This window comes from Streptomyces sp. NPDC093097 (genome assembly GCF_044754325.1).
Classification (GTDB): domain Bacteria; phylum Actinomycetota; class Actinomycetes; order Streptomycetales; family Streptomycetaceae; genus Streptomyces.
This window is the reverse complement of record NZ_JBIVOW010000019.1, coordinates 144,114-168,967: the sequence shown is the minus strand read 5'-3', so window position 1 is coordinate 168,967 and position 24,854 is coordinate 144,114. Positions and strand designations below refer to the sequence as shown.

At 67.4% G+C, this 24,854-nt stretch carries 26 protein-coding genes and 5 pseudogenes; 13 read left to right on the top strand and 18 right to left on the bottom strand.

Translation table 11 applies throughout. From position 1 onward, the window contains the following. Positions 1 to 15: 15 nt before the first annotated feature. Positions 16 to 852: an NAD(P)H-binding protein gene (locus ACIQE0_RS28635; RefSeq protein WP_402337570.1), complete on the top strand. Its 837-nt coding sequence runs from the start codon at positions 16 to 18 to the stop codon at positions 850 to 852. A 127-nt stretch (positions 853 to 979) separates the two neighbouring features. Beyond that, entirely contained in the window at positions 980 to 1,408 is a 429-nt protein-coding gene (locus tag ACIQE0_RS28630) for a pyridoxamine 5'-phosphate oxidase family protein (RefSeq protein ID WP_402337568.1), read from the top strand. Between the two features lie 93 nt (positions 1,409 to 1,501). On the opposite strand, the gene ACIQE0_RS28625 is transcribed toward ACIQE0_RS28630, so the two are convergent. The 10 genes from ACIQE0_RS28625 to ACIQE0_RS28580 form a co-directional block, all read right to left on the bottom strand. Continuing rightward, complete coding sequence (locus ACIQE0_RS28625; RefSeq protein ID WP_366337584.1) at positions 1,502 to 3,634, bottom strand: thiopeptide-type bacteriocin biosynthesis protein; 2,133 nt, start codon at positions 3,632 to 3,634, stop codon at positions 1,502 to 1,504. Continuing rightward, entirely contained in the window at positions 3,616 to 4,857 is a 1,242-nt protein-coding gene (locus ACIQE0_RS28620; RefSeq protein WP_402337565.1) for a lanthionine synthetase C family protein, read from the bottom strand. Before ACIQE0_RS28620 ends, ACIQE0_RS28625 begins: the two co-directional genes overlap by 19 nt. Continuing rightward, positions 4,854 to 7,850, bottom strand: a complete 2,997-nt coding sequence (locus ACIQE0_RS28615; protein ID WP_402337561.1) for a lantibiotic dehydratase — start codon at positions 7,848 to 7,850, stop codon at positions 4,854 to 4,856. The genes ACIQE0_RS28620 and ACIQE0_RS28615 overlap by 4 nt, the downstream gene beginning before the upstream one ends. A 147-nt stretch (positions 7,851 to 7,997) precedes the next feature. Then, on the bottom strand, positions 7,998 to 8,201 hold the full coding sequence (locus ACIQE0_RS28610) for an FxLD family lanthipeptide (RefSeq protein WP_366337590.1): 204 nt from the start codon (positions 8,199 to 8,201) through the stop codon (positions 7,998 to 8,000). A gap of 14 nt (positions 8,202 to 8,215) precedes the next feature. Then, positions 8,216 to 9,499, bottom strand: coding sequence for a methyltransferase, FxLD system (gene fxlM / locus ACIQE0_RS28605; RefSeq protein ID WP_366337592.1), 1,284 nt, complete (start codon positions 9,497 to 9,499; stop codon positions 8,216 to 8,218). 381 nt (positions 9,500 to 9,880) lie between these two features. Further along, positions 9,881 to 10,498, bottom strand: coding sequence for a class I SAM-dependent methyltransferase (locus ACIQE0_RS28600; protein WP_402337557.1), 618 nt, complete (start codon positions 10,496 to 10,498; stop codon positions 9,881 to 9,883). Next, the gene (locus ACIQE0_RS28595; RefSeq protein WP_366337595.1) at positions 10,495 to 10,635 is read right to left on the bottom strand and encodes a hypothetical protein; all 141 of its coding nucleotides are present in this window, start codon (positions 10,633 to 10,635) and stop codon (positions 10,495 to 10,497) included. The genes ACIQE0_RS28600 and ACIQE0_RS28595 overlap by 4 nt, the downstream gene beginning before the upstream one ends. Before the next feature lie 11 nt (positions 10,636 to 10,646). Continuing rightward, complete coding sequence (locus ACIQE0_RS28590) at positions 10,647 to 10,775, bottom strand: hypothetical protein (RefSeq protein ID WP_366337597.1); 129 nt, start codon at positions 10,773 to 10,775, stop codon at positions 10,647 to 10,649. Then, a complete protein-coding gene (locus ACIQE0_RS28585; RefSeq protein WP_366337599.1) occupies positions 10,772 to 11,272 on the bottom strand; it encodes a hypothetical protein in 501 nt (166 codons plus the stop codon). Before ACIQE0_RS28585 ends, ACIQE0_RS28590 begins: the two co-directional genes overlap by 4 nt. After that, positions 11,272 to 11,403: a hypothetical protein gene (locus ACIQE0_RS28580; RefSeq protein WP_366337601.1), complete on the bottom strand. Its 132-nt coding sequence runs from the start codon at positions 11,401 to 11,403 to the stop codon at positions 11,272 to 11,274. Before ACIQE0_RS28580 ends, ACIQE0_RS28585 begins: the two co-directional genes overlap by 1 nt. Positions 11,404 to 11,802: 399 nt before the next feature. On the opposite strand from ACIQE0_RS28580, the gene ACIQE0_RS28575 reads away from it, so the two are divergent. The 5 genes and pseudogenes from ACIQE0_RS28575 to ACIQE0_RS28555 form a co-directional block, all read left to right on the top strand. Then, positions 11,803 to 12,672: a helix-turn-helix transcriptional regulator gene (locus ACIQE0_RS28575; RefSeq protein WP_366337603.1), complete on the top strand. Its 870-nt coding sequence runs from the start codon at positions 11,803 to 11,805 to the stop codon at positions 12,670 to 12,672. Continuing rightward, the gene (locus tag ACIQE0_RS28570; protein WP_402337550.1) at positions 12,669 to 12,896 is read left to right on the top strand and encodes a DUF397 domain-containing protein; all 228 of its coding nucleotides are present in this window, start codon (positions 12,669 to 12,671) and stop codon (positions 12,894 to 12,896) included. The genes ACIQE0_RS28575 and ACIQE0_RS28570 overlap by 4 nt, the downstream gene beginning before the upstream one ends. A gap of 349 nt (positions 12,897 to 13,245) precedes the next feature. Beyond that, positions 13,246 to 13,501: pseudogene (locus tag ACIQE0_RS28565) on the top strand (IS30 family transposase); the annotation flags it as partial. A gap of 115 nt (positions 13,502 to 13,616) precedes the next feature. Further along, positions 13,617 to 13,838, top strand: coding sequence for an IS3 family transposase (locus ACIQE0_RS28560; protein ID WP_366337606.1), 222 nt, complete (start codon positions 13,617 to 13,619; stop codon positions 13,836 to 13,838). Between the two features lie 43 nt (positions 13,839 to 13,881). Continuing rightward, positions 13,882 to 14,073 (top strand): annotated as a pseudogene (locus ACIQE0_RS28555) (ATP-binding protein); the annotation flags it as partial. A 42-nt stretch (positions 14,074 to 14,115) separates the two neighbouring features. On the opposite strand, the gene ACIQE0_RS28550 reads toward ACIQE0_RS28555, so the two are convergent. Beyond that, complete coding sequence (locus tag ACIQE0_RS28550; protein ID WP_402337546.1) at positions 14,116 to 14,583, bottom strand: GNAT family N-acetyltransferase; 468 nt, start codon at positions 14,581 to 14,583, stop codon at positions 14,116 to 14,118. A 292-nt stretch (positions 14,584 to 14,875) separates the two neighbouring features. On the opposite strand from ACIQE0_RS28550, the gene rpmF reads away from it, so the two are divergent. Both rpmF and ACIQE0_RS28540 read left to right on the top strand, forming a co-directional pair. After that, a complete protein-coding gene (gene rpmF, locus ACIQE0_RS28545) occupies positions 14,876 to 15,052 on the top strand; it encodes a 50S ribosomal protein L32 (RefSeq protein WP_366337610.1) in 177 nt (58 codons plus the stop codon). A 68-nt stretch (positions 15,053 to 15,120) separates the two neighbouring features. Continuing rightward, positions 15,121 to 16,314: a GTP-binding protein gene (locus ACIQE0_RS28540; protein WP_402337543.1), complete on the top strand. Its 1,194-nt coding sequence runs from the start codon at positions 15,121 to 15,123 to the stop codon at positions 16,312 to 16,314. A 66-nt stretch (positions 16,315 to 16,380) separates the two neighbouring features. Here the strand turns inward: ACIQE0_RS28540 and ACIQE0_RS28535 are convergent. The 3 genes and pseudogenes from ACIQE0_RS28535 to ACIQE0_RS28525 all read right to left on the bottom strand — a co-directional run. Beyond that, a pseudogene (locus ACIQE0_RS28535) lies at positions 16,381 to 16,718 on the bottom strand (hypothetical protein); the annotation flags it as partial. Between the two features lie 628 nt (positions 16,719 to 17,346). Further along, a pseudogene (locus ACIQE0_RS28530) lies at positions 17,347 to 18,441 on the bottom strand (transposase); the annotation flags it as partial. Continuing rightward, positions 18,398 to 18,976 (bottom strand): TetR/AcrR family transcriptional regulator, encoded by a 579-nt coding sequence (locus tag ACIQE0_RS28525; RefSeq protein WP_402337631.1) that lies wholly within the window; start codon positions 18,974 to 18,976, stop codon positions 18,398 to 18,400. The pseudogene ACIQE0_RS28530 and the gene ACIQE0_RS28525, both read right to left, overlap by 44 nt. Positions 18,977 to 19,074: 98 nt before the next feature. Between ACIQE0_RS28525 and ACIQE0_RS28520 the strand changes: the two genes are divergently transcribed. After that, positions 19,075 to 19,974, top strand: a complete 900-nt coding sequence (locus ACIQE0_RS28520; protein ID WP_402337540.1) for a DMT family transporter — start codon at positions 19,075 to 19,077, stop codon at positions 19,972 to 19,974. A gap of 39 nt (positions 19,975 to 20,013) precedes the next feature. Here the strand turns inward: ACIQE0_RS28520 and ACIQE0_RS28515 are convergent. The 3 genes and pseudogenes from ACIQE0_RS28515 to ACIQE0_RS28505 all read right to left on the bottom strand — a co-directional run. Next, a pseudogene (locus tag ACIQE0_RS28515) lies at positions 20,014 to 20,145 on the bottom strand (transposase); the annotation flags it as partial. A gap of 58 nt (positions 20,146 to 20,203) precedes the next feature. Further along, positions 20,204 to 20,653, bottom strand: a complete 450-nt coding sequence (locus tag ACIQE0_RS28510; protein WP_366337616.1) for a hypothetical protein — start codon at positions 20,651 to 20,653, stop codon at positions 20,204 to 20,206. Positions 20,654 to 21,127: 474 nt separating this feature from the next. Continuing rightward, a complete protein-coding gene (locus ACIQE0_RS28505; protein ID WP_402337536.1) occupies positions 21,128 to 21,604 on the bottom strand; it encodes an RICIN domain-containing protein in 477 nt (158 codons plus the stop codon). A gap of 490 nt (positions 21,605 to 22,094) precedes the next feature. On the opposite strand from ACIQE0_RS28505, the gene ACIQE0_RS28500 reads away from it, so the two are divergent. Next, entirely contained in the window at positions 22,095 to 22,832 is a 738-nt protein-coding gene (locus tag ACIQE0_RS28500; protein WP_402337534.1) for a VOC family protein, read from the top strand. Between the two features lie 427 nt (positions 22,833 to 23,259). Here the strand turns inward: ACIQE0_RS28500 and ACIQE0_RS28495 are convergent, their stop codons facing one another. Further along, positions 23,260 to 24,030 carry a uracil-DNA glycosylase gene (locus ACIQE0_RS28495; protein WP_402337532.1) on the bottom strand — a complete coding sequence of 257 codons (771 nt, stop codon included), beginning with the start codon at positions 24,028 to 24,030 and terminating at the stop codon, positions 23,260 to 23,262. Here ACIQE0_RS28495 and ACIQE0_RS28490 point away from each other — a divergent pair. Continuing rightward, positions 23,968 to 24,486 carry a hypothetical protein gene (locus ACIQE0_RS28490; protein ID WP_402337529.1) on the top strand — a complete coding sequence of 173 codons (519 nt, stop codon included), beginning with the start codon at positions 23,968 to 23,970 and terminating at the stop codon, positions 24,484 to 24,486. The two genes, ACIQE0_RS28495 and ACIQE0_RS28490, sit on opposite strands and share 63 nt — an antisense overlap. After that, positions 24,440 to 24,769, top strand: coding sequence for a monooxygenase (locus ACIQE0_RS28485; RefSeq protein WP_402337526.1), 330 nt, complete (start codon positions 24,440 to 24,442; stop codon positions 24,767 to 24,769). The genes ACIQE0_RS28490 and ACIQE0_RS28485 overlap by 47 nt, the downstream gene beginning before the upstream one ends. Positions 24,770 to 24,854: the final 85 nt, after the last annotated feature.

Here is a 24,854-nt window from a genome sequence, read left to right as displayed (position 1 = left end):
TGTTCAATCGGCGTCATGCGCAACGAAACCACTCTCGTCCTCGCCGCAACAGGCAAGACCGGCCGGCGGATCGCCGCCCGGCTGCGACTGCGCGGCACGCCGGTACGCGCCGCCTCGCGATCGAGTAGGACCCGGTTCGACTGGTCCGACCCCGGCAGCTGGGACGCGGCCCTGCGGGATATCGCCGTCGCCTACGTGGTGGCCCCGCGCGTGCCGGGCCTCGTGCACGAGTTCGTGGCCCGGGCCGAAGCAGCCAGAGTGCAGCGGTTGGTCCTGCTCTCCGGGCGCGGCGCCGACACCTGGGGCGACTCCGCGTTCGGCCTGGACATGCGCTCGGCCGAGGACGCCGTACGCGGCTCGGCGCTGGAGTGGACCGTCCTGCGACCGTCGAACTTCGCTCAGAACTTCGACGAGGACGTCTTCCACGCCCCGCTGGTCGCCGGGGAGTTGGCGCTCCCGGCCGGCGCGGTTCCCGAGCCGTTCATCGACGTCGAGGACGTTGCCGACGCTGCGGCTGCGGTGTTGACCGAGACCGGCCGGCACGCCGGACGGGTCTACGAGCTGACCGGGCCGCGTGCGCTCACCTTCGGTGAGGCGGTTGAGCTGATCTCCCGGGCGTCCGGGCGGCCTCTCAGCTACCGGCAGATCTCCTCCGCCGCATACGCCGCGACGCTGGTCGAGCAGGGCTTGAGCGAGGACGACGCCCACCATGTCGCCGAGATGTTCGTGCTGATGGAGCGGGGGCTGATGTCCACGACGACCGATGACCTCGTCACCGTGCTGGGACGGGCGCCCCGAACCTTTGAGGACTACGCCGTGCGGGCCGCAGCCGCGGGAGCCTGGCGGCGATGATCGGTCGGCGGCTCCGGCCTGCAGGACGCCGATCGATGAAAAGCGCTGCGTCCCGAGATGCCCGCCCGACAGCGGGTGAGCTGCTCGACCTCAAAACCATTCCCCCTCGTCTGTCAGAAGGGCCGTGATGAGCACCGACGCCAGTTCGCTGACTACCCAGGACCTTGAGTTCCTCCGGCGCCCCCTGTACGGGTTTCTGTCGACGGCCGGGGGTCCGCTCCCGCCACAGCCCCGGCCGGTGTGGTTCGAGGTCACCGCCCAGGGCACGATCCAACTGTTCACGGACCCGGAGTCGCTCAAGGTGCGGCGTCTACGCCGCGACCCCCGCGCCTCGATCGTCGTCGCCGCCCCCGTGGGCGAACGCGAGCGCTGGCTGTCGGTCGCCGGCCGCACCACGGTGGAACCCGACGGAGCACCCGACCTGTGCGCCCGCCTGGCCGCACGCTACTGGGACCTCGGCGACCCGGCCCGCGCCGACGATCTCGCCGGGATCCTGGCCGCAGACTGGGTTCGCCTCGTCATCCACCCGGAGACCGTAAGTCGCTACGCGTTTTGACCTCCGCGACAACCACGACCGCCAAGGCAAGCGGCTCGATCAGTGGATCGCCGGTGTCCAAGCTGATGACTTGCCTGCAAATGCGTGCGACAGCTACGTCTGTCCATGCAGTAGCGACCTGCTTGCTGGAAGGCCCTCCGGCGCGGTGCCCGGCGTCCTCGATCGTGGCGATGCGCTCAGTCCAGCCGGACTCGGCGATATCCCGAGGGCCTGGGTGAGACAGGTTTCGGCGACGTGCACTGCTTCGATCAGCTCGCCGAACAGCGAGGGTGGGATGGAGCCGTGACCGAGGCCGGCGTTGTGGACAAGCATGTTCAACAGTTGGTTCTGAGCCGTAGTCATCCGGCGGCGGACGGCATGGTGGCGCAGAACTTCTTTGGCTGCGAGAGCATCGCCGGATTCCGTGGCGTCTCGGATCAGCTCCGTGCACAGCCCCTCTTCCTGTCCTGGGCATGCCTGTGTGGCGAGGTCGACTGCGGTCAGGCCGAGTCGGAATCGGAAGAAGGTCTCCGCTCTGCCGGGCAGCGAGTGCATGGCGTCACGGACAGTCTCCAGCATCATCGCGACACCCTCAGCGTTCAGCCGGTCTATACGCAGGTCGGCGAAGGCGCGCAGGCATGCCGCTGCTGCCTGCTCCCATGGTTCGGCGTTCACGTCGGAGTCGAGGAGTGCGAACGCCGCGTCGGCGTGTCCATCGTTTAGGTGTGCGATGAACTGGACTTGGCGGGCGTCGCCCAGCCGCTCACGGGTTTTGTCGAAGGCCGTGGCGTGTGCTGCGGCCCTTGTCCACTGGTTGGTGGCGACCAAGAGGCGGGTACCGTCTTCGAGCAGGACATTCCGCAGCCACGGGACGACTTTGTGGCGGTCGGTGCTTGTTGTGGTGAAGGCATCGAAGGAGACGGACCGGCCGTGTATCTGGGCGCTCCCGGCGCCGTGTTGAACGGCGTGGTTCATGCTGTGCAACACCTGGTAGGCGTTATCAGGGTTGCCGGCCCGGCCGGTGAGGCGGGCGAGGTTGACGAGCGGCTGGAGCGAGGCAATCGCTATGGGGCCGGCCACTGGCCACGCCTTCTGGAGGACCTGGAACTGCCGCCAGCTCAGGTCGGCGGCGAAGCCTGGCATGCCGCAGTCCGCCACGATCAGGGCGGCTAGGTTCCAGGCAGAACATGCCCGTTCGAGGCGGCCCAGCGGGTCGGTTCGCCCTTCGCTTTCTTGGGCATACGCGCGGGCTTTCGTGATTCGGGTTTCGAGGTCCGGGCAGGTCAGTCGAGCGCGGGGCACCAAAGGGAACCGTGCGGCCAAGTCGCGCACGGCGGGCGGGAGCAGACCGCTCGACCGCGTGTTCGTCTTCCGGACGAGCGGGCCGAGAATGGCGGCGCGGGCCGCCCACGCGAGGATGCTCTGCTTTCGCGCGGGCAATCCGAGGCGGTTCCAGTGGAAGATCACGTGGTAGCTGAGGATGTGGCGCAGGCCCCGGTCCACCGTTCCGGTCCGGGCCGCTGTTCCGAGGGAGGCGCCTGCTTCACGGAAGGCGCCAGCCCAGTCGGCGGCGAACGAAAGAGGTCTGTCGTTGCCCAGCAGTGGCCCGTCCGGTGTGGTGTCGGCGAGCATCAAATGCTGCAGAGCATTGGCGAGTTCCTGGAGCTGGTCGGGACGAACGTCGTCGGGGAGGGGGCGTTCCTGGGCAACGCGGTGCCATACGTCTCCCTGCTCGTACCACTCCAGGGCGGCGGCGCGTAGCAGGGTTCCGCAGAGCATGATGGACAGTTCCCGGCGGCCGAGCGGGAGTTCCTTGTACAGGTTCAGGTCCAAGATGGCGCGGCTGTCGACGTGGAACAGCTCGTGGGCGATCCGCATGCTGTCGGCATTTCCGAACGCAGCTGCTTCCGGTTCGTAGATCCCCGTCCACCAACGGTGTAGGTGGCCGCTTGCGGTGAGTTCGTCCAAGCCGGAGCCGATGCGATCCTGCAGACCGTGGTCGTGTGGCCGTATGCGGAGCCTCCAGCAGGGGTGCTTGCGGATGAACCACCACTTGGTGGCGGCGCCGTCCGCTGCCGCGCTGTTCAGCAGGGGCATCAGGTGGCTGGATGCGACGTGCTCGGCCGCACCCCAATCTGTGAACTGGAGGTTCACCTGCCACCAGCGCTCGTAGGTCTGCTCCTTGAGCGTCGCCTTGTCCGGCTTGGACAGGGCGGTGTCGTCGAGGGTCAGTCGATCAGTAGGCATGCATCCCATCCGGAGGTTGGCGCCGTGTCCCGGGCGGCGGTGGTCAGGGCAAGAGCGCTGCCAGCGCTTCCTTCGAGGAACCCAGGCTCCCCTTCCGCGTCGGGCTCAACGTGGCGGATCAGAGTTTCGGCCAGGTGGGGCAGGGCCTGACGCAGTGCCGGGGTGGCAGCGTCACGGGCTGCGTGCCAGGCAGTCTGGTAGACGCCCGCCCAACCGTGGCACAGGCCGGCGCCGGTAAGGCGGGCCAACTGTGTTGGATCGGCGAGGCATTGGGCGAGCGCGATTTCGTAGAGGTGCTTGCGGTGCTGGTCGCCGGTGGCAATCGCGGCGAGCTGTCCGGCGCGGGCTATGCCCGGAGTGCCGTAGCACCAGCTTGGCCGTGCAGGTTGGGTCTGGCTGGGCTTGCCGGAGCGCAGCTCGGCTCGGGTGATGTGCTCCGGCCACCACGGGCCGGCCGCCCCGTCTTGCCGCCAGGCGTCCAACCACGTGCAGATGGTTTCGACGGCCTCGTCCTGGCCGTCCACGGTGATCCCGCGCCGCAGGGCTTGGCTCAGGAGGAGGAGCGGTCCGGTAATGCCGTGCGCGGTGCCGAGATTGCCATGTCCGCCCGGGTAGCGGGCGGACGTGCGGAAGCGTGGGTCATGGGCAACCCACCAGCCGGGCAACTCCTGGCCGTCGGATTTGAGTGGCTTGGTGAGCGCGACGAGATAGCGCAGGATCCGTTCCAGGGAGCTGCTGCCCGGGGAGCGGTGCAGGACAAGGGCGCCGATCCCCGTTAGGCCGTTGAAGATGTCGTACTCACGGAAGGCGGCGGGTTCGCCGCGGTGGATGCGGGCCATGGCCGTGTCGGTGTGACGGTGGGCCAGCGCAGCGACGTGCCGGTCCATGTGCTTGAGGGCGTCGCGGTATCGCGTGGTTGAGCCGATGCTGGCGGCATGCAGCATGTAGGCGATGGCGGGTGCGCCCAGGTACAGGCCGGTGGTGTCAGCGGCGCTGATCTGGCCGGCCGCCGCGTTGCTGATCCAGGTATGCGCCTGCTCCCAGGTGCCGTCGCCAATGTGGGCGCGTTCAATGTGGAGCAGGGCGATTCCAGCTGCACCTTGGGCGAGAGACTGTGCTGTCCAGGGTCGGTCGGGAGGTGGAGGTTCGGGCACTGCGAGGTGCTTGGCGAGCTGTTCTGCTGTGCTGGCCAGCTCAGTGGTGAAGAGCGCTGGGACGGTCATTGGGTCCTCCCGGCTGTGTGGCGCAATGCGCAGGCTCGTGCGAGGCGGCGGGTGACCCGTCGTTGGTCGGCATTGACACCGAGTGTGCGTACGTGGTGAAGGCGCAGGAGGGGGTGCAGCACCGTGAGCGGTTCGCGCTGCGCTGCCAAATGTTCTCGGTAGGTCGTCAGCGCGGCGGCACGCTTTTGCCAGGTTGCCGCCACGTTGACGCCGCCGCGAAGAGATCGCAGGGTTGCCCCGGGACCGTGTGGGTCAGCGACATCAAGGGCTTGGTCTCGCAGCGTCTTGTCCAACCATCCGTGTTCTCGCGGGAGTTGCTGGGTGAGCCAGGTGAGGCCGTCGTTGATCGACATTGCGAAGTGGGCCGCCAGATCAACCATGCTTGCCGCGGTGAGGGCCAGCGGGTTCACCTTGCCCAGGGTCGTCATGCGGATCTGAGCAAGGGCCGCAGCCGAGTCTGCGGCGAACACTTTGTAGGCAGCCTCCAGCGCTGGGCCGTGGCCGTACTGTCCTGACTGACGTTCGTAGGTGGTGAGAGTCAACTGTGCGATCAGGTGTTCTCGGCGCAACCGTTCCGCCCAGGTGTGGAGCTGTTCGGCGGCGCGGCTGTAGTCGCCTGGTTCGGGCAGGCGCAGGCACAGGGCGAGATGCTGATCAGCGTCGGGGCGAGGGTTCGTGCGATGACGGCTGAACCACCACAGCGGTGCGTGACCGAGGCCCTCGATCAGTCTGGGCAGGTGCTCGGTCAGGATCTCCTCGTAGCGTGCCGGATGGGCGTGCACCTGAGCGGCCAGGATGGTGGAGTGCCCCGGCAGGTGTCCGGTACTGGACGCGACAGAGTGCACAGGCATCGGTGCCGAGAAGGATTCGGCATCGGTGGGTGCCGTCGAGACCAGGGGGAGGAGGAGCTCGTGGGCTCGGCCGAGCCACGCCAGATCGCGTGGATCGGGGGCTTCGCGTAATTCGAGGCGCCCGGTGGCGTTGAGGCGGGTGCGGAGTACGAGGCGGTGGACGGGGTGGGTCAGGTCCAGGCGTAATCGCTGATCGTGTTCGGTCAGCGTGACGCGGTCAGGTAGGCGTAGCCTGGCTCGCCACGCCTCGAACTTGGCGTCCCACGCGTCCGCTTCGGCCTCCCGGCCCGGCAGGTCGCGACGGGTCAGCAGCCATCGCGCCGGCGCCAGAATGGTGCGTTTGTAGCGGACCTTGGGCAGAAACGGCAGGCGGGCGGCGGCCCCGAAGTCGAAGGACTTGTAGACGGCGCACCGGGCCGTGGAGATCTCCGCGAGGAACCGTGCGAGCGGAGGGGTGTGCACGCCGGCTTCCAGCGCGTGCAGGACCCGCGGCTCAACACGCCTACCGGTGGAGAGCTGCACAAGGCAGAGGCGGCGCGTGTCTGCGGTGACGGCGAGGTCCGCCAGCGGTATCGCGTCCTCGCTCGGCGCGTCGTGTTCGGCCAGGGAGATCACATGCGGAAGAAGACGCATGGTGCGTGCGACATTCTCGTTGCGTCGCCGGCGCGGCACGAACGAGAGCTGTGCCGCGAAGGCGCCGGGGGCGGCGGCTTGAAAGGTGCCAGCGAGCTGGTCTCGATCTCGGACGGGCAGGAGATGGGCGAAGCGTCCGGCCATGCTGCTGGCTGGCCTCGGCGTCCCGGTGACCAGCAGGTGGAACGCTCCGCGCGCCAGGGCGTCCGTAGAGGCGGCGTGGATCTCGACGGACACCTCCGCCCGTGACGCACACAGGGCGTCCGCGCCGCCGTCCGCCAGGTCGCTGATCAGCGGCTCGGTCAGCACGATCTCGTCACTGCCCTCCAGCATGGCCTGCTGGACGAGACACAGGAGTTTTTCGTCGCGCTCGGTCAGCTGCCGAAGAGCGTCGTCGTACGCAGAGCCGAGGAAGCCCGCAGGTAGGCCGAGCCCGCTGTCGGCCACCAAATCGAGTACGGGAACGACCGCTCCGAGGCCGTACCTCGCACGGAACCGGGCGTGGTAGTTGCGCCAGGCCGGATACCCCGACGGGTAGGGCGACAGGCGGTGCAGGATGCCGACAGCCTCCTGCGCCTCCACGGCCACCTGTTCGGGTATCTGGACATCACAGTTGAGGGCCGTGTCCGTCACCAGCGGCACCGACACATCACTGAGCTTTCGCATGCGATCAGCCAGACCAGAGCGCGCCGACCGCGCTTCGGCCGCCGCCGGACCAGCGAGCTCGCCGCGTATTACGAGCAACTCACCTACGAGGCTGGCGATGTCGGGGATGTCGTGCGCCGCGACGGTGCCGAGAATGGCACACACGTGCTCAAGGGCATCCAGGCGCGTCATGGGGGCCCGGAGGTTGGTGACCAGAATGTTCTGCGTGACCAAGCCGCCGAGCATGGCGTCGATCCGGCCAGCGGGGGCAGTCGGGAACTGCCGCGTCAGCAGTTGGCGCAGTTCGCGGTACTGAATGGGGGCGTGGGCAGCGGCAAGAGCGGCAGCGACCGGCCGCGTGTAGCGAACCGATACTTCCACGGGGGCCAACTCCTGCTCCTGTCCGTTCGTCGGCGAACCCGGCACGACGTAGCGGTCCCCTCGCACCTGCCCTGCGCCGCTTGAGACCACCGCCAGACGCTCGAGTAGCTGGGGACACTGGTGCAGGCGGGCGACAATGCTGGTCAGCCATTGCGCATCCGCCCGCAACGCCGCGTGGTGCTGGAGTCCCCACACAGCTTTCGGTGCCTGGGCGATCTGCACCGGGGCGACCCCGGCGAACAGCCCGAACGGCGTGGGGCGCTGCTGCCAGCGCAGCAGATAGGAGGCCACGGAGATCACGGCCCGGCGCACCTGACGCGGCTGGGAGCGCTCCCCGGCCAGCACCTCACCGATCCGCTGGCACAAGGAAGGGCTGGCGGCACTCAGGGCGTCGCGTACATCCTCGCGCCGCCACACTGCGGCCAGCCATCCCCGTGCCGCCGTCGTGTCACCGAAGAGGTCAAGATCTCGGGGTAGGTCCAAACCGCCAGGGTCAGTAGTGGCGCGGAGCATCGCACCAGGTCGCCATTGGTAGTTGACTGCTGATCTCACAGGTCGCCTCCACAGCAGTAACGAGGGCGCTGCTGGGGCGCCGGACAAGTGCCCAGCACCCCAGAAGCTGTTGAACCGTCAGGCCGGGTCGCCGATGAACGAGTCGCAGGCGCTGGCGCCGTTCTCGCAGGTGTTGCCGCAGCCGTCATCGGTGGGGCAGTCGCCCATCTCGGCCAGGGGGCCGGTGGCCACGACGACTCGCACATCGAGCGTGAAGTCGTCGTCCCCGCCCGGGTGTTCAGCCAACTTGATCTCGTCGTCCGCGAAAAGGACGTTCGGCATGGTGACCACTCTCCTTATTCGGTGGTGTGGTGCTGGGCTCCCTGGTCCCCGCCCGTCATCGCGGTCGAGGGCCAGGAGAGTGTGACCCGGCAGTGGGTTTTGTCGATCACCCGTGCGCCGGGAAGTTCGGGAATCTGGTCATCGGGGGTGCCGGCCGGGTAGACGGCGATGCGCGGGCCTGGCCCGCCGCGGTGTTCCTTGTCCCAGGTCTGCACGTGGTCGGCAATCGCTTCTGCCGCAGCGGGAGCGTCCGGGCCGAAGGCGTGGACCCCGTATTCGAAGGACTTGTTGTCGTCCGTGATACGCACCGTGAGGTACGCGAAGTTCGGACCATCCAAGTTGGCCATCGAGAACCGCTTGTTGTACGGGGCGACCCGGCCGGTGTCGAGGTCCGCGTCCACGGACATGGTGCAAAAGCCCGGCAGCACGGTGGCCATGTACATCTGGAGCCTGTCCACCGGTACCCCACGCTTGACGAAAACCCCGGTCCAGGTCTCTGCCCGCGGGCTGCGTACCGCGTTGTTCAGCAGGCTCGGCTCAGCGCCCGCGGGCAGCCCGTCATCGAACCGTAGAACGATCTCCTCGGTGCCGTTGAGCAGCAAGAGCTGAGCCTCGTGCTCCCCGGCGCCCTGCATGGATACGAATCCACAGATCCGCTCCGACGTGCTGACCAGGCGATTCTCCTCGCGCTGGAAGGCGATCGAACGTACAAGCCCCCGGATCCGCAGCGGTACAACGAGGCGCCCGTTGCCGGTGAGCTGCGCGACCCATGCCGGCGGTACGTCCCACGCTCCGACGGTGACCATGATCACGTCGTATGGGGCGTGGGCCGGAACACCCTCTGTGGCATCCGCGAGGATCACCCGCACATCCGAGTAGCCCGCTTCCGCCAGTAGGCGGCTGGTTCGTTCGGTGACTTCCGGGTCGATATCGACTGTCGTGACCTCGCCTGCGTCGCCGACCAGCTCAGCCAGGTAGGCCGCGTTGAGGCCACCGGAGCCGACCTCCAGCACCCGCATCCCCGGGCGGATCTCGGCCTGTTCGAGCATGAACGCCTGGATCTGCGGTGCGCTCACCGAGCTGACAGCCCTCCCGTGTTCGTTCCGCTTGGTGACCACGGCGTTGTAGGTGTGGTATGCCTCCTCCAAGCTCGCCTCGGGAGCGAACCGGTGCCGTTCGACCTTGCGCATCACGGCTTCAACTTCCTTCGAGGTGATCTCGCCGCGTTCGACAAGCTCGTCGACGACCGCGTCACGCAGCCGCGCAGCGCGCTCGTGGTCGGAGGTCACGTCGGTCATGTGAGGGCCTTTCTGCCGTTCATAAGACTGTTGAGCACGGTGTGACTACGGACAACTCCGTTATGAAAACGGGTGTTTGGCTTCGACCGTCTTCACTGAAGCGGAGGGTAGTCACGGGAAGCCATCCTTCTCGACGCCGCGCACCGTCAGCACGGGGAGCGATCAGAGATGACCGAAATGAAGGCATGACGTTCCCAGCGATGAGGGCGATCACCGCTGGAGAAAACGCCCCTCCTCGTGACGAGCACGCGTCCTTTCCAGCCATGGAGTGCACTCCCTTCGATGGCCTCCTGCCCACCCGGCGTTGCCGGGTGGTGCACCCGCCCGCCCAGGTGGACAGGTTGGGCAGGTCCGGGTGGGGCGGCTGAAGTCAGTGGTGGTTCAGCGCACCGGGCCGCGCAGAACGATGCCCTGCACAGACCCGCCCACGGTGATCGGGTAGCGCATCACGTGCTGCCAGTGGCCGTCGTCGAGCGCGTTGACCTCGCCCAACGTCAGGCCGCAGTGCTTGTGCTCCGGCGGCGTCAACTCGCGCACAGCCGTGGTGATGTGCAAGGTGCCGGTGCGCTCCCGCAACCACCGCCGACAGCCGCCGAGGAAGCGATGTCGGTCGAGGAACGGGAGCGACAGGCGGCAGGTGATCAAGTCCACTGTGCCGGGCCGGAGCATGTGGTGCTCCGAGTCGGTGGTGAAGTCGTACCGGTCGAACCGCAGGTTCTCGAACTCCTGGAACGTACCCCGGGCCGCGTCGATCGCGACCTCGGAGAAGTCGAGCCCGAGGACGTTGAGCCCCCAGCCGGCCAACGTGGCGGCCAGCGAGCCGCGCCCGCACCCCGCGTCGACGGCGAACTGGCCCGACTTGACCTGGGCGAGCGCGCGCAGCAGCTGCCGCTCTTCCCGTCCGACGGACAGGAAGCGGGCGCCCTGCCAGTAGGCGCGGTCCCAGTATTCGGGGGTGCGGGTCGCAGACACCAGCGAGGTGTGCTTCGTGGTGATCATGCCGCGGGCTCCGGCTCGTACACGAGGCCGGCCAGCCGCTGCGGGTAGCTCACGCCGGGCTTGACGCCGGCCGGAAGCTCCTCGGGCCGGGGCGTGGCGGGCGTGGCCTGCTCCAGGGCTTCGGAGGGAGGGGGCAACGGAGAACCTTTCAGTGCGTGGCGAGTCCGACCAGCAGGAAGACCATGAGGCCGGTGAGGACGGCGACGTAGAGGATCTGGGCGGCGATCTGCCGCCAGCCAATGTCGTGTTCATCGAGCCAGGTGTGAGGCGGCTTCACTGCTGGCCCTCGGGAATGAGGAGGTACAGGAGCGCGTTGCGTTCGCCGAGCCAGCGGACTTGCTGTTCGTACTGCGTGTAGTCCGCGGTGATGGTTGCCATGTCCGGGATGACGAGGCCGTCGGCCCGGCCGGTGTAGATCATGCTGATGGCCTCGGCATAGCCCTGCCGCTTGCGCAGGTCGCAGGCGGTGGTGTCCGTGATGTAGTAGATGACGTGGCGTCCGCGATCCTCCGCCAGTTCGCGGAGCCGGGACTGCACGGCGGAGGCGTCCGCCCCGGGCGGTCGGATCACGTAGCTGACCAGCCGCCGGTGCGAGCGGCCCGGGAACAGCTCCTTGACGTGGTCGTTGTACGACCCTCGAAGATGCCGAAGCCGTAAGGCCAGGTCCACCGCGATGCACGGCCGCCGCCTGAGCGTGAGGTCGATGTCCCGGTCCGTCCACGCGGTGTTGCGTGGCGTCTGGTTGAGCGCAGGGCGGACGAGGTGGTCGGCCATCAGATGCCTCCCAGGCCCAGGTACGGGTCGCACTCGTAGCTGTCCCAGAAGGCGGGGTCACCGTGGCGCAGGCGGAAGTCCCGGTGTTCGGTGGCGAGCGTGCGCCGTGTGTCGCGGGCCTTAACGCCCATGGCCCGCCTTCGTGCCGTTTGCGTCGCGGTCCGTTTCGGATTGCTGCTGTTCTGCTGCATCGTCGCCTCCAGCAAGCCAGTAGAGACGTGGCAGTGCCGACGTTCGCTTCTCTGGGCACAGCCACTCGATGCCGCGAGAGCTGAAAGCAGCCGTTCCTACTTCCAGGCATGCGGCAGGAGTTGGGCAGCCACGCTGGCCAATTGTGATTGCGCGATGACATCGCGTTACTGCCCGTCATCAGCATGCCGGTGTGCACATCGGTGCGCAACATGTGCACCCGAAAAAGCACATGTGAAACCTCAAGGCCATCGACGCGTGCAACCTGAAGAGGGCACAATGCAACCTGTCGGGTACAGCCACGCACCTCAGGTGCTCAACGGGCACCGCAGAAGGGCAGGATGATGCCGAATCAGAGAGCGAAGCCGACGCTTCGGCGTAGACAGCTCGGCAAGATGCTGGAGAAGTGCCGCGAGGACGCCGGCCAGACGCAGGCGATTGCCGCAGCCAGCATGGGGTGGCCGCACCACAAGCTCTCGAAGATCGAGAACGCGAAGGCGCACATCCCTGCGAAGGACGTCGAGCCGCTCTTGAAGAAGTACGGCGTCACAGACAAGGCGTTCATAGCCGCCCTTGCCGCACTGGCCAAAGACGCCGGCAGGAAAGGCTGGTGGGCCGGATATAGCGATGCGATCCTCACCACCTACATCGACCACATCAGCGTGGAAACGGAAGCAACCCGCGTTCGCTACTACGCGCCCACGCTGATTCCTGGCCTACTCCAGCCCAGAGGCTACGCACGGGAGGCCATCAAGGCGACTGGTGCCCTCGAACCAGAATTGGTCGAGGCGCGCGTCGATGTGAGGACGGCACGACAAGCCGTTCTGACGAGGACGAACCGGCCGTTGAACTTCTGGGCAGTGATCAACGAACCTGTCCTTCACCAGGAGTTTTGCGAGAGCCCAGATGCAATGTACGAGCAGCTGGCCCGCCTGCTTGAGCTCAGCGAACGACCGACCATCACCATCCAGGTGATGCCGGCGCGAGCCGCGTCCCATCCGGGGCTCCTCGGCTTGTTCAGCATTCTCGATTTCGACAAGCCTTACCCGTCGATTGTGCAGGTCGAAGACCTTCGAGGAAGCTCGTTCATTGAGGACAGTAGCGATGTGCAGACGTTTGAGGCGGCTTGGGAGCGAATCGTCGCTGCTGCCCTCCCCGAAGACCGCTCACGAGAGGTGATCAAGAAAGTGATGGAGGAGCATAGATCGTGATCGCTAACCCAACTGGCCGCGCTGCTAACGAACTTACGAAGGCTGCATGGTTCCGGTCGTCCTACAGCGGAGCCAACGGTGACTGCGTCGAGGCGGCGGTCAACCTGCCGGGGATCGTCCCGGTGCGGGACAGTAAGGACCCCTCGGGGCCGGCCCTGATCGTCGGGGCGACTGCCTTCGCTTCGTTCATCCGCGAGGTACGCAAAGGGCGCTTCGACCGCTGAAGCACTGCATGAAGGCGCCCTGCCCCCGGATAGCTGGGGCGGGGCACCTTCTTCTGTGTGCGCAACTCGAACGTACCCGCCCTCTCTGACAATGAGGCGGTGCGCGAGAGTGGCACGCTCTCTCGGCGTCGGTTGAATCGTGGTTCTGGATCACCTTCAGTGCTGGAGCCACGGAGGGTCACCAAAACCGCGATCATGAACGGCCGTGGCTGATGTCTCCCTCCCTCCAGAACCTGTGGTTCCACCAAGTCGAAGGCGTCGTGATCGAAAGCGTCGTGCTCGCTGATGAGTTGGTGGTCGTGCGAGCCTGGACGGCTTCAAGGCAAGCGGTGTGTGAGACCGGCAGGCTTCCGGCATCGCCGTCTACTTCGCCGACCCGCACAGCCCCTGACAACGGGGCACGAACGAGAACACGAACGGCCTGCTTCGCCAGTTCTTCCCGAAGGGCACCGACTTGTCCAGATGGAGTTCGAAGGAACCTCGAAGCGGTCGCCCGAACACTCAACAACAGGCCCCGTAAGACACTTGGATGGCGAACCCCGACGGAAGCCCTCGACGATGAACTACTCTCGCTCCAGGCCAGCGGTGTTGCGACGACTCCTTGAATCCAAGCAATATACGTTCATCAAGCTCACAACCCGGCTGGTACGGGCGAGAATTGAAGCGTTAATGGGTTGAGTCGGGGACAGTTACGACAATGCCCTCGCGGAGAATCTGTGGATGCTGGTCAAGATCGAGGGCCTCCGCGGCCGCACCTTCGCCACCCGGGCCGAGGCGAACCTCGCACTCTTCGAGTACATCGACGGCTTCTATAACCCCCGGCGCATCCAGGAACGGCTCGGCTTCCTCGGCCCGATCGAGTTCGAGGAGAAGCACTACACCGAGCACGTGACGGCCGATAAAGCGAACCTGAACACCCGTCAACCCTCCCTGACCTGCTGATCAGCACCTCCCGAGCGACGGGGAACCTCAATCGCGGCCGAGCCCCCCCCGCACGGGCGTTTCCGTCTACCGTCAGTACCGCGACTACGCGGCCGAGTACGGCATCGCCCTCGCCGTCGTCGGCAACAAGGTCACCGCGGCCGACGACGTGGCCTTCCTGAAGGATCAGGTCGGTGACGACTTGCTGGCCTGCCTGGAGTACTCCCCGTACGTACGCGCCCAGGAACAGGGCCGCCACGGCGCGCCGGAGGACCTGTACGGGCGGCCGGCGGCCGCATCAGAGGGTGAGAACCATCAGGATGTCGTCGCGGTCGTCCTCGGGTGCCACTCGCAACGCACCCGGCCGGCGGCCGACCTCCCGCCACCCCAGCCGGCGGTAGAAGCCCTCCAGTCGCATGCCCGCTCGGGCCGCGAGGTGGAGCTGCTCCAGGCCCATCTCGTCCCGCGCCGGTTCGTGGACGCGGCGCGTCTGCGCGGTCCCGATGCCCCGGCCGCGGAAACGCGGAGGTGTCTGGAGGTGGTTGACCTCGCCCCAGCGCGCGATCAGGGCATGCATGTCACGGCGGACGAGCAGCCACTCCGCGAGTTCGTCCCCGACGGTGGCAAGCAGTAGTCGGCTGCGCAGCGGATCGAGTTCGGCGATCAGCCGGCCGACCTCCGGGGCGACCTGCCCGGCATCGACTGGGGGAGGGGGAATCCGAGCGGCACGACCGGACCGCCGGCGTTGGTCATGGCCGCCCGGCACTCGATCAGCTCGCGCCTGCTTTTCGGGGGCATCTCCGGTGGCCAAGCGACCTGCCGGAACTCGGGCGCGTCATGTTCGGCCATGGTGGCAGTCATGGCGCGCAGGCTGCCAGACCTCCACAGCCCGGAAGGCCCGCCCCGTCGGGGGGATGCCATGGTCGGTCAGGGGCAGGGACTGCGGCCCGTGGAACGGCTGAGGTCCGTCGCCGAACAGCTTTTGCATATGACATTCGTTTTCATGTAGGTTGGGTGTCCTGCTCGTCTTTCCGATTCGTCTCCCGGAGGTTTCGACCGTGGCTGTGCCCAAGCGCAAGATGTCCCGCAGTAACACCCGCCACCGCCGCGCGCAGTGGAAGGCGAGCACTCCGGAACTCGCCCCGATCCACGTCGACGGTGTCGAGTACCAGGTGCCCCGGCGCCTCGTGCGCGCCTACGAACGCGGGTTGCTGCCGCTACCCGGGAAGAATTGACGGCCCCTCCGCCACCGCAGCACGCACGCCCGTACCCCGCTCCGTACGAGAACTGAGGAAGCCGTCCCGTGTCAGCCCCCGCCGCTCCGCCCCACCGCCGTCTGCCCGTCACCGTACTGTCCGGATTCCTCGGCGCGGGCAAGACCACGCTGCTCAATCACGTCCTGAACAACCGCGCGGGGCTGCGCGTGGCGGTGATCGTGAATGACATGAGCGAGGTCAACATCGATGCGGAGCTGGTGCGGGACGGGGGAGCGGAGCTGTCCCGTACCGAGGAGCGGTTGGTGGAGATGACCAACGGCTGCATCTGCTGCACGCTGCGGGACGACCTGCTGGAGGAGGTGGAGCGGCTCGCCCCGGCAGGCCGGTTCGACTACCTGCTCATCGAGTCCAGCGGGATTTCCGAGCCCATGCCGGTAGCCGCCACGTTCTCCTTCGCACGCGACGACGGCGCGATGCTCGCGGACGTCGCGACCCTGGACACCATGGTCACCGTCGTCGACGCCGCCAACTTTCTGCCCGAGCTGGCGCGCGGAGACGAACTGACGGAGCGGGGCCTCGACCAGTACGAGGACGACGAGCGCACCGTCAACGATCTGCTGATGGATCAGGTCGAGTTCGCCGACGTCATCGTGCTCAACAAGCTCGATCTGGTCACCGACGCGGAAGCCGACCGGCTGCGAGCCACTCTGGCCCGGCTGAATCCCTCCGCCCAGATCGTGCCCGTCAGTCACGGGCGGATCGACCCGGCCTGCGTTCTCGGCACTGGGCGTTTCGACGTGGAGAAGGCTCAGCAGGCCCCGGGCTGGGTCGCCGAACTCAACGGTGACCACGTCCCGGAGACCGAGGAGTACGGAATCTCCAGCCTCGTCTTCCGCGCCGAACGCCCCTTCCACCCCGAGCAGTTGTGGCGCTTCGTCGCCGAGGAGCTGGACGGTGGAGCGTACGGCGACATCCTGCGTTCCAAGGGATTCTTCCGGCTTGCCACCCGCCCCGTTGTCACTGGGCTGTGGTCCCAGGCCGGCGTCGTTGCACGCTTCGAGCCGGCCGGTGTCCGCGGCGGGGAGCAGCAGGCGCAGGAACTGGTATTCATCGGCACCGGCCTGCGCAAGGAGGCTCTGGCCGAACGGCTCACCGCCTGCCTCCTCAAGGACGGCGAGTCCGTGACCGGGCTGTGCGACCCGTTCCCGTCCTGGGAGACGTACGGCATCGACGATGCCTGTGAGCACGAGCACGCGTCCGGGCGCATCCACGCGGGCTGAAGCGAAGGCGATCGCCGGACCCATGGGTCACGCCGGATCGGGTGTGCCCCGGCGGCTCGATCGGGGTCAGGCCGTCCGGAAGAAGACAGCGGTCATCCGCTTGTCCTCCAGGGGGCTGCCCCAGTAGCCGGCGCGCTGTGCATCAGGTTTGCGGTGCAGAAGAGCAGCCGGATGCAGCGGTGCGGCACGCGTACGGCCTCGGTGAAGGAGTCGGGTGGACCCCAGTGCGTGCCGAGCGCGTCGACGAGGTTGTTGTGCGGCGCCGGCACCGTGTTCCCGCCGAGCCTGCCGCCCGGCAGGCTCTGGCGGTGGAAGCTGGTTACGCAGTCCTTGGGCACGTGCGGGTTGAGGTAGGGCATGGCGGCGCAACGGCACAGCGCGCGGGAGTCGGTGTGCGGGCGTGTGGCTGCGGAGGTCTCGAGCGAGAGCACATGTTGATGGGTTCCGGCATCACTCGTCGTCCGGAGAGTGCAGGGATATCAGTAAGAAGTAAGAGCACGTGAAGCGACACGGGCTCGCAGTGGCCGCGTGCGGGGGTAGTGCGGACCGTGGCAGGATGACGGCATGTTGATCCGAAAGGCCGATGCCGCGTAGGCGTCCGAAGGGGCTGCGCGCGGAGCGTTGGCGGCCCAGACGAGGTGTCCTGGTTCGCCGGATCCGTGGTGTTTCCGCGGCGACTCGCGTAGCGATCCGGAAGTTGGAAGAAGAGCGTCTGTGGCTGGGGGCTGTGGCCGCTGCCCTGGCGGAGTGCCGGTGGTATCTGGGGCAACCAGAGCGCGTTCTGCCAGATCCGGTGATGGGCTGCGGCTGCTGTGATCCTCTGGTTGCGCGAGACCGTCTGGAGGACGTGCTGCTGTGGCTTCCCCGTGGTGCTCGGGCAGACCTCGGCAGGCTCGTTGCCAGGTTGGACGCCGAGTTCGACCGCAGGTCCGTCCCCCTCAGCTCTCACCTCGTGCTGGCAACTCCGTTCAGTGCTTGCGGATATTGGCGCCGGCGATTCATGGAGAGCTGAGACCTCACGATGCCAAGTTGTCAAGCTGCTACGGCCAGTTGGGATGGGAACGCGATGTGCTCGTCGAACAGTTCACCGGTCTGGATGCAGTGGTAGAGCTGGCCGATCATGCGGTTGAACAGGTGCCGCTGGGCGGCTGCGTGCCAGTCTCCTTGCTTGCGTCGGCGACGGTAGTGGGCGTCGGCTCCGGGTGAGGACCGCAGGGCGGAGAAGGCCCACAGATAGCCGGCGTGGTTGAGTCGGTCATTCTTGACCATGCGGCGTCCGACATGGTGTTTCTTCCCGGATGCGCGGGTGACGGGGGCGGATCCCGCGTATGCCTTCATGCCGCGGGCGTCGGCGAACCGCTGACGGTCGTCTCCGATCTCGGCGAGTACCCGGGCGCCGAGCTGAACCTCGAGGCCGGGGAAGCTCAAGATCACCTCGGCGTCCGGGTGTTGGAGAAAAGACGCCTCGACCGCCTCGGTGAGTTCGTCAGCTGCGAGGCAGGCGGCTTCCAGCTGTCTCAGGAGGGCGAGGGTCTGTTTGCCGAGTGCGTCCTCGATCAGCCACGGCTGGCTTGCGTAGTCGCCCCGGAAGATCTCGCGGAGCCGCTCGGACTCTGCTTCGATGCCGCGGCTGCGACCGGCCCGTTTGAGGGCGGAGCGGAGCTGGGCGCGGGTGAGCCGCGCGGCCTGTGCCGGCGTCGGCGCCACCTTGAGCAGTTCGCGGGCTTCGGGGCGGCATAGGCCGTTCTGCCATCCGGCGAAGGCATCCAGGGCAGCGGGATAGTACTCGCGCAGTAGGGAGCGGAGCTGGTTGGCGATCTGCTGCCGGTTCCAGGTGGCGTCCTGCTGAGCACGGGCCAGGACTGCGATAGCGCGGGCCAGATCGGTGTCGTCCGGCAACGGGCGGTGCATGAGCATGTCGGTGCGGGCGATGAGGTTGCCGCGGATGTCGACCAGCCGCAGCCGCTGGACCGGATCTGGTCGCAGGAGTGAGTGTCTGGCGCAAGCTTCTCTGCTGGGGCGTGTTTCAAAAACACTGATCTCGACCACTTGAAGGGGACACCCACGGAACATTTCTGACGCGTTATGCAGAGCTATCCCCACCGGCACCGAGGCCGCTGAGGAGTTCGCTCGCCTGATCACGGGCGCGACCGATCGGGTCCGGGAAGATGCGCAGGCCGTGGGCGACCAGGGCTCCCTCGTGAAGCAGCATGAGTGTGCCGGCCAGCTCGCGGGCCTGGTCCGGGGCGAACTCCCGGACCAGGTCGGTGAACAGGGTGAGCATCCACTTCTTCTGGCCGGTGATGATCGCGTACGCGGGGTGGGACGCGTCGCTGATCTCTGCGTGCGCGTTGACCATGCTGCACCCCTTGGGGCTGCTGTCGGCCATCCACGCCTTGGAGGCGTCGAAGACCGCGAGGACGCGGTCGACGGATCCCGGCTCCATACGTTCGAGCCGCTCGGTGACGCATGCCCGCCAGCGTTCGTCGCGGTCGGCGAGGTAGTCGACGACGATCTGCTCTTTGGAGCCGAAGCGGTCGTAGAGCGTCTTCTTCGTCACCCCGGCCTCGGCGGCGATCAGATCCACTCCGACGGCATGGATGCCGCGCTCGTAGAACAGCCTCGCAGCGGCCTCCAGGACGCGCAGTGCGGCTGGCGTCATCGCGCTGCGTCGCAGCCTCTCCACAGTCTCCACGGCATCGAGTATACCGATCTGTATACTCAGCCGGGTAGACCGATCTGTATACCAGAGAGGATCATGTGAACGCCCTGCTCTCGATCGCCTTCGTGCTCTGCTGGAGTTCCGGGTTCATCGGAGCCAAACTCGGCGCGGACAGCGCGCCTGCGGTCACGCTCCTGATGTGGCGCTTCCTGCCGCTGGCGGCCATCCTGCTCGCCGTCGCCGCGTTCAGCGCCAGGACGTCGTGGCGACGGCTCACGGCACGGGACGTGGCCCGGCAGGCCGTGATCGGGGTGCTGTCGCAGAGCGGCTACCTGCTGACCGTCTTCTCCGCGATCCAACTCGGCGTGTCCACCGGCACCACTGCCCTGATCGACGGCATCCAGCCCCTGGTCGCCGGAGCACTCGCCGGACCGCTTCTGCGCCAGTACGTCACCCGCACCCAGTGGCTCGGCCTGTGCCTGGGGATCGGCGGCGTCGCCCTCGTCACCACGGCCGACGCCACAGCCACCACCGGCGCGGCCTGGTGGGCCTACCTCATACCGTTCCTCGGCATGCTCTCGCTCGTAGCGGCCACCTTCCTCGAAGGCCGCTCGCGCACACAGGTCGCCCCCGCGGTGTCGATGACCATCCACTGCACCACCAGCGCCGCCGTCTTCACCGCACTCGCCACATGCACCGGAGCCGCGAAACCGCCCGCCGAGCCCTGGTTCTGGGCCGCGATCGCCTGGCTCGTGACCCTGTCCACCTTCGGCGGGTACGGACTGTACTGGCTCACCCTGCGACGGTCTGGGATCACCAAAGTCAACACGCTCATGTTCCTCATGGCGCCCGTCACGGCCGTCTGGGGCGCCGCCATGTTCGGCGAACCGTTCACCCTCCAGACCGCCATCGGACTGACGGTGGCCCTCTCGGCCGTCGCCGTCGTGCACAGCGCCCGCCCACGCACACGGGAGGGGGCCGTTACCGCCACCCGTTGATGGCCGCGACGAGGATGGTCGCCTCGTAGGGACACCGGTGCGGGTGCGGAAGCGGATCCCGTTGATGAGCTGTCGCTTCGTCCACCTCGGCGGACGTCCCGGCCTCTTCCTCTTGGGTAACAGCGGTTCCAGCAGGGCCCACTGTGCGTCTGTCAGGTCTCCACGCGCCACGATCACCGCACGACCGAGATCCACTTTCGAAATGGACCCTGGTGCCGGCGGGTGCGGATCACGTCTCGTCGGAGCCGATTGCGGCGTTCAGCGCGCGCAGGGCGTCATCGTATGGGTGACGGTCGAACTGGAACGGACCGAAGGTCGTGTAGTCGCGGGTCTTGCGATGAGGCTGCTCGAAGGAGTCCCAGATCACGAGGTCGGCTGTCGTGGTGATGCGGGCCATGAGCGGCCAGCATCCCCACTCGCCGCATTCACAACCGAGAACGGGTGTCTTCGGCCTCCGCGCGGTGGTGGACCGTCCGAGGAAGTGATCCCGCATCGGGCCGAACCGGAAGAACTCCGGGATCAGACCACCGTAGGCGTCGCCTGCGGGCTGCATCCCAGCGGCGATCTCGAAGCTGTCGATCAGCTCGGTGAGTGGCGCTCCGTCGATGCGGGGGAGGACCACGAGCATGCCGCCGTCGCCCCGTTGTTGGCAGTCGAACCGAATCTCATTGCTGGTCATCCAGTGATTGTCTCAACGCAGTTGTTCCCTCCTCCCGCGTACTGGCCCGCTCGGCCCGCGGTCGCGGCTGGCTTCGTTGATTTCCAGGAACAGCTGTCCTTGGACGGCGAGGTCAGTCGGCTGCGAGGTGGTGACCCGGGCGGACTTGCACGCGCAGGATCGGGGTTTCACCGCGGCGTTCGTCTCGGCCTTCCCGCACGCGATCGACTCCGCCGTGGACCGGGATCGGGCACTGGGCAATGGCGCCGAACTCGCCCGCCGGGCCAAGGCGGGTGCAAGCTGCGCCCGGACTTCGTCCTGGAAGACCTGGTCGTGGTGCTCATGGCCGAAGGTGGCATCCGGACCACCTCGCCGGCCGCAGCGGTGGCCGCCTCCCGGAGGTTCGCCGCGCGGCTGATCCACGGTATACGGACCGAGCCGGCCATTCCGCCGCTGCTGCCTGCGGTCCGGCTGCCGCTGACGGTTGTGCCTTGGCTAGTTGTAGAACGCGCGGATGCCCTGGCTGCCGTCGCGCTGCTTGACGAGTTTGAAGCTCTGGGACCGGCTGCCCTTGTAGGGCTTGCCGCTGACGTCGGAGCGGTCCATGGTGAGGGCCAGGCCGGAGTACTTGTTGCGGATGCCTGAGCTGCCGTCGCGCTGCTTGACGATGTAGAAGCTCTGCGTCTGGGTGCCTTTGTATGGCTGGCCGGTGACGGAGGACTTGTTCATCGTGAGGGCCCGCTTGGAGTACTTGTTGCGGATACCTGAGCTGCCGTCACTCTGCCTGACGATGACGAAGCTCTGTGACCGGCCGCCGTTGTAGGGAACACCGAGGACGCGGGAGCCGTCCATCGTCAAAGCCGTGGGGGTGGCCGCCTGAGCCGGCGGTACGCCCAGTCCGGCGAACGAGAAGACGAGGGCGGTGCCTGCGAGGGAGCCGCCGATGCGCTTGTGTAGGGGGAGTTGAGCCATTCCCGAGCCTCCGAGTGTCACTGCAGGGCGGTGATGTTTCTCCCCGCCATGCCATGGGAGCCCACCCGTGCCCGTGTGCACCAGATTCAATACGGACGGTTACCTCAATCGGCCTTCGGGGGAAGCGGGGCCTGTGGGATCGAGGATGGGGGGCGATCGCTTGCATCTGACCATTTCCGGCAATTTCCCGTCGTGGGCGGAATGATGACTGATCTCTTCGATCGAGAAGTGACTTCGAACTGGACGCTGTGATTGGCTTGTTCCAGGTGGTCCTCCCGTGAGCGGCGTCGTTGTCGTCCCGGGCGCAGGGTTTCCAGGAGCTGATCGCGGCGCTCGACTGTGCTTCCGGGGAGGAGCCCGTTTCGTAGGAGAGATGTCCAGCTCAGGCGTTGGGGGCAGGCACTGTCCGGACGGTGGGGGCGCTGTCCGGGGTGGCGTCGCTCGGAATTTCGCGTGCCCGCCCGATGGGTGGTCGCCTAGCGTGTGCGGTATGACGCTGCAACTTGTTCAGGTGAACTTCAAGGCCCGGGACGACTCGACGCTCGGCCAGTTCTGGGCGGAGGCGCTCGACTGGGGAGTTTCCAGCGAAGGGCCCGGCGTCACCAACCTGGAACCCGCGGGCTTCGACTGGCCCAACCCGTCCGCCGTCTGCATCGACCTCGTCCGCGTCCCGGACCCGGAGACGGTGAAGTGCCGCGTGCACATCGAGCTCGCCACCACCTCCGACGCCCATCAGGCGGAGTTGGTCGCACGTCTGAAGGAACTCGGGGCGACGCTCGCTGATGTGGGCCAGGACGACGCGCCCTGGACGGTGATGGCCGACCCGGAAGGCAACGTGTTCAGCATCTTGGAGCCCCGGGCGCGCTACCGGGACACCGGACCGATAGCCGCCGTGGTCGTCGCCTGCGCGGACCCACGGGCCATGGTCCGGTTCTGGGGCGAGGCGCTCGACTGGACCGTCCACGAGCTGACCGACGACCGCGCCCTGCTGCGCTCAGTCAAGGGCGTCGGGCCGTACCTGGAGTTCCGCCGCACGCCCGACGACGAGGTCGTATGGAACCGCGTCCATCTCGACGTGATGTCCGACCCCGTCGAGGATCAGGCGAGGGAGGTCGCCCGGCTCGAAGGCCTCGGCGCGATACGGGCCGACGTGGGTCAGGGGGACGTCTCCTGGGTCGTCCTGGCCGACCCGGCGGGCAACGAGTTCTGCGTCCTCGGCCGGGGCTGACGCGGAATTCCGTCCGCGCCCTGATGGCGCCGCGGCCGTGCGCGGCGCCGGCTCCGCCCTCCCCGGCCGCCAACTCGCGACAGTCCGACCCGCACATACGACAGGAGAGCCCTCTTTTCGCTGTCGGCCCGATCGGCGGTCGGTGCTGTTCGTCGGCCACGCTCACCTCCACCGGTGTGTGATCGATCCGGACTTGCTCCAACAGCCTGGTGATTGCGGGCGGGCCCCCGGCCGACCGCAGCGGACGAGCCGTCTCGTTTCCCTCCCGCGCTGCGACCGAGGCCACCGCGCCCAGCCGCGCGATCCGGTGCAACACCGTTCCCCGCGAGGGAACCCGCGGCCGCGAACCCGGCAGCGGCGCGCAGCGAGCCGGGTCTTGGCCACACTCTCGGTCGACGGTGGCCGCTCAGGCGCCTCGACGCGGCGCTCAGTCGCGGGTCGGTAGCCCGGCGACCTCCGCGGCTCGGCGCAGCACGTCGCGGAGCATGGTGGGGGTGAGGGTGCGGGTGGACATGTTGCGCTGACTGGGGTGGTAGGTGCCGATCAGGCACACCTCCCGTTCGCCCTGTGGGTCGACGATCAAGGCTTCGGCGCCGTGCCCGAAGACCGGGCGTGGTCGGGGCAGCCGCCATCCGGCGCCGGCCAGCACGGGCAGCAGTGCCTGCCATGCGAAGGCGCCGAGGGCCACGAACGTCCGTAGGGTCGGCCGCAGCAGTTCCAACTCGTGGACGAGCCACGGGCGGCAGGTATCGCGTTCGGTGGTGGTGGGCCGGTTGTCGGGAGGTGCGCAGTGCACCGGAACGGTGATCCGTACCCCGTACAGCTCCATGCCGTCGTCGCGGTGGGTGGAGGTCGGTTGGGAGCAGAGCCCGATGTCGTAGAGCGCGGCGTAGAGGGCGTCGCCGGACGGGTCACCGGTGAAGATGCGCCCGGTGCGATTGCCGCCGTGCGCGGCCGGCGCCAGCCCGATGATGACCAGTGGTGCGTCCGGAGGTCCGAAGCCAGGCACTGGACGCGCCCAATAGTCCCAGTCCATGAAAGCCCTGCGCTTGACCCTGGCGACGTCCTCCCGCCAAGCCACCAGCCGTGGGCAGGCCCGGCAGGTCGCCACTACCGAATCCAGGTCCCGCACCGTATGGGCCCGAGGGGCCGTCACCACGGGAAAGTCGTCTTGTTCCTCCGGGTTTCTGGTGGGCATGCGGTGTTCCTCTCCCGGCGGCCAGGCTCCCAGCCTGCTCCCATCGGCCATCCTGCCAAATTAGTCAACATGTCCCAATTGGGCGTGCTGGCGGTGTTGTTGCGGCGGCAGTCGTCGACCGGTCTCCTGGTCGGGCTGACCGATGGGCCTGGCGGTACCGTCATGGCCAGGCAGGTCGCCTACCAGCGAAGCTACGAAGAGACCTCTCCGGAGGACGGCGAGCCGGTGTTCGTCCACCGCGTCTGGCCGCGGGGCGCGCCCAAGGAGGACGCCCGTCTGGAGGAGTGGCTGCGTGGTGTGGCCCTGTGCCGCGGAGCGCCTCGTACGCCTGTCGTCCCGTGGTGTCTCCTGACGTGCCGGCGCGCCGCCGCAGCAACGTACAAGCACGACACGATGCAAAGGAACGAACATGCCGTTGCCCACGATGTACATCCTCCAGGTCGACTTCCCGAGTAGCGGTCCCTTCGGAGATTCGATGGCGACCGAGTACCGGGAACTGGCCGAGAGCATCAACCGCGAGCCGGGGATGGTCTGGAAGATCTGGACCGAGAACAGCGAGGCCGGCGAGGCGGGAGGCATCTACCTCTTTGAGTCCGAGGCCACCGCGCGGAAGTACTTGGCCAAGCACACCGAACGGCTGCAGGCCTGGGGTGTCACCGACATCCGTGGGCGAGTCTTTGTCGTGAACGAACCGCTTTCGGCGATCAACCGAGCCCCGCTCGGGCGTGATGCCGACTAGTCAATCGTGATGCGCGCGACTGGGGACCTGCTTCCTCGTGCCGTCCACGTGTCACGTGCCTGGTGGTCGTAGACGACGCCGTACT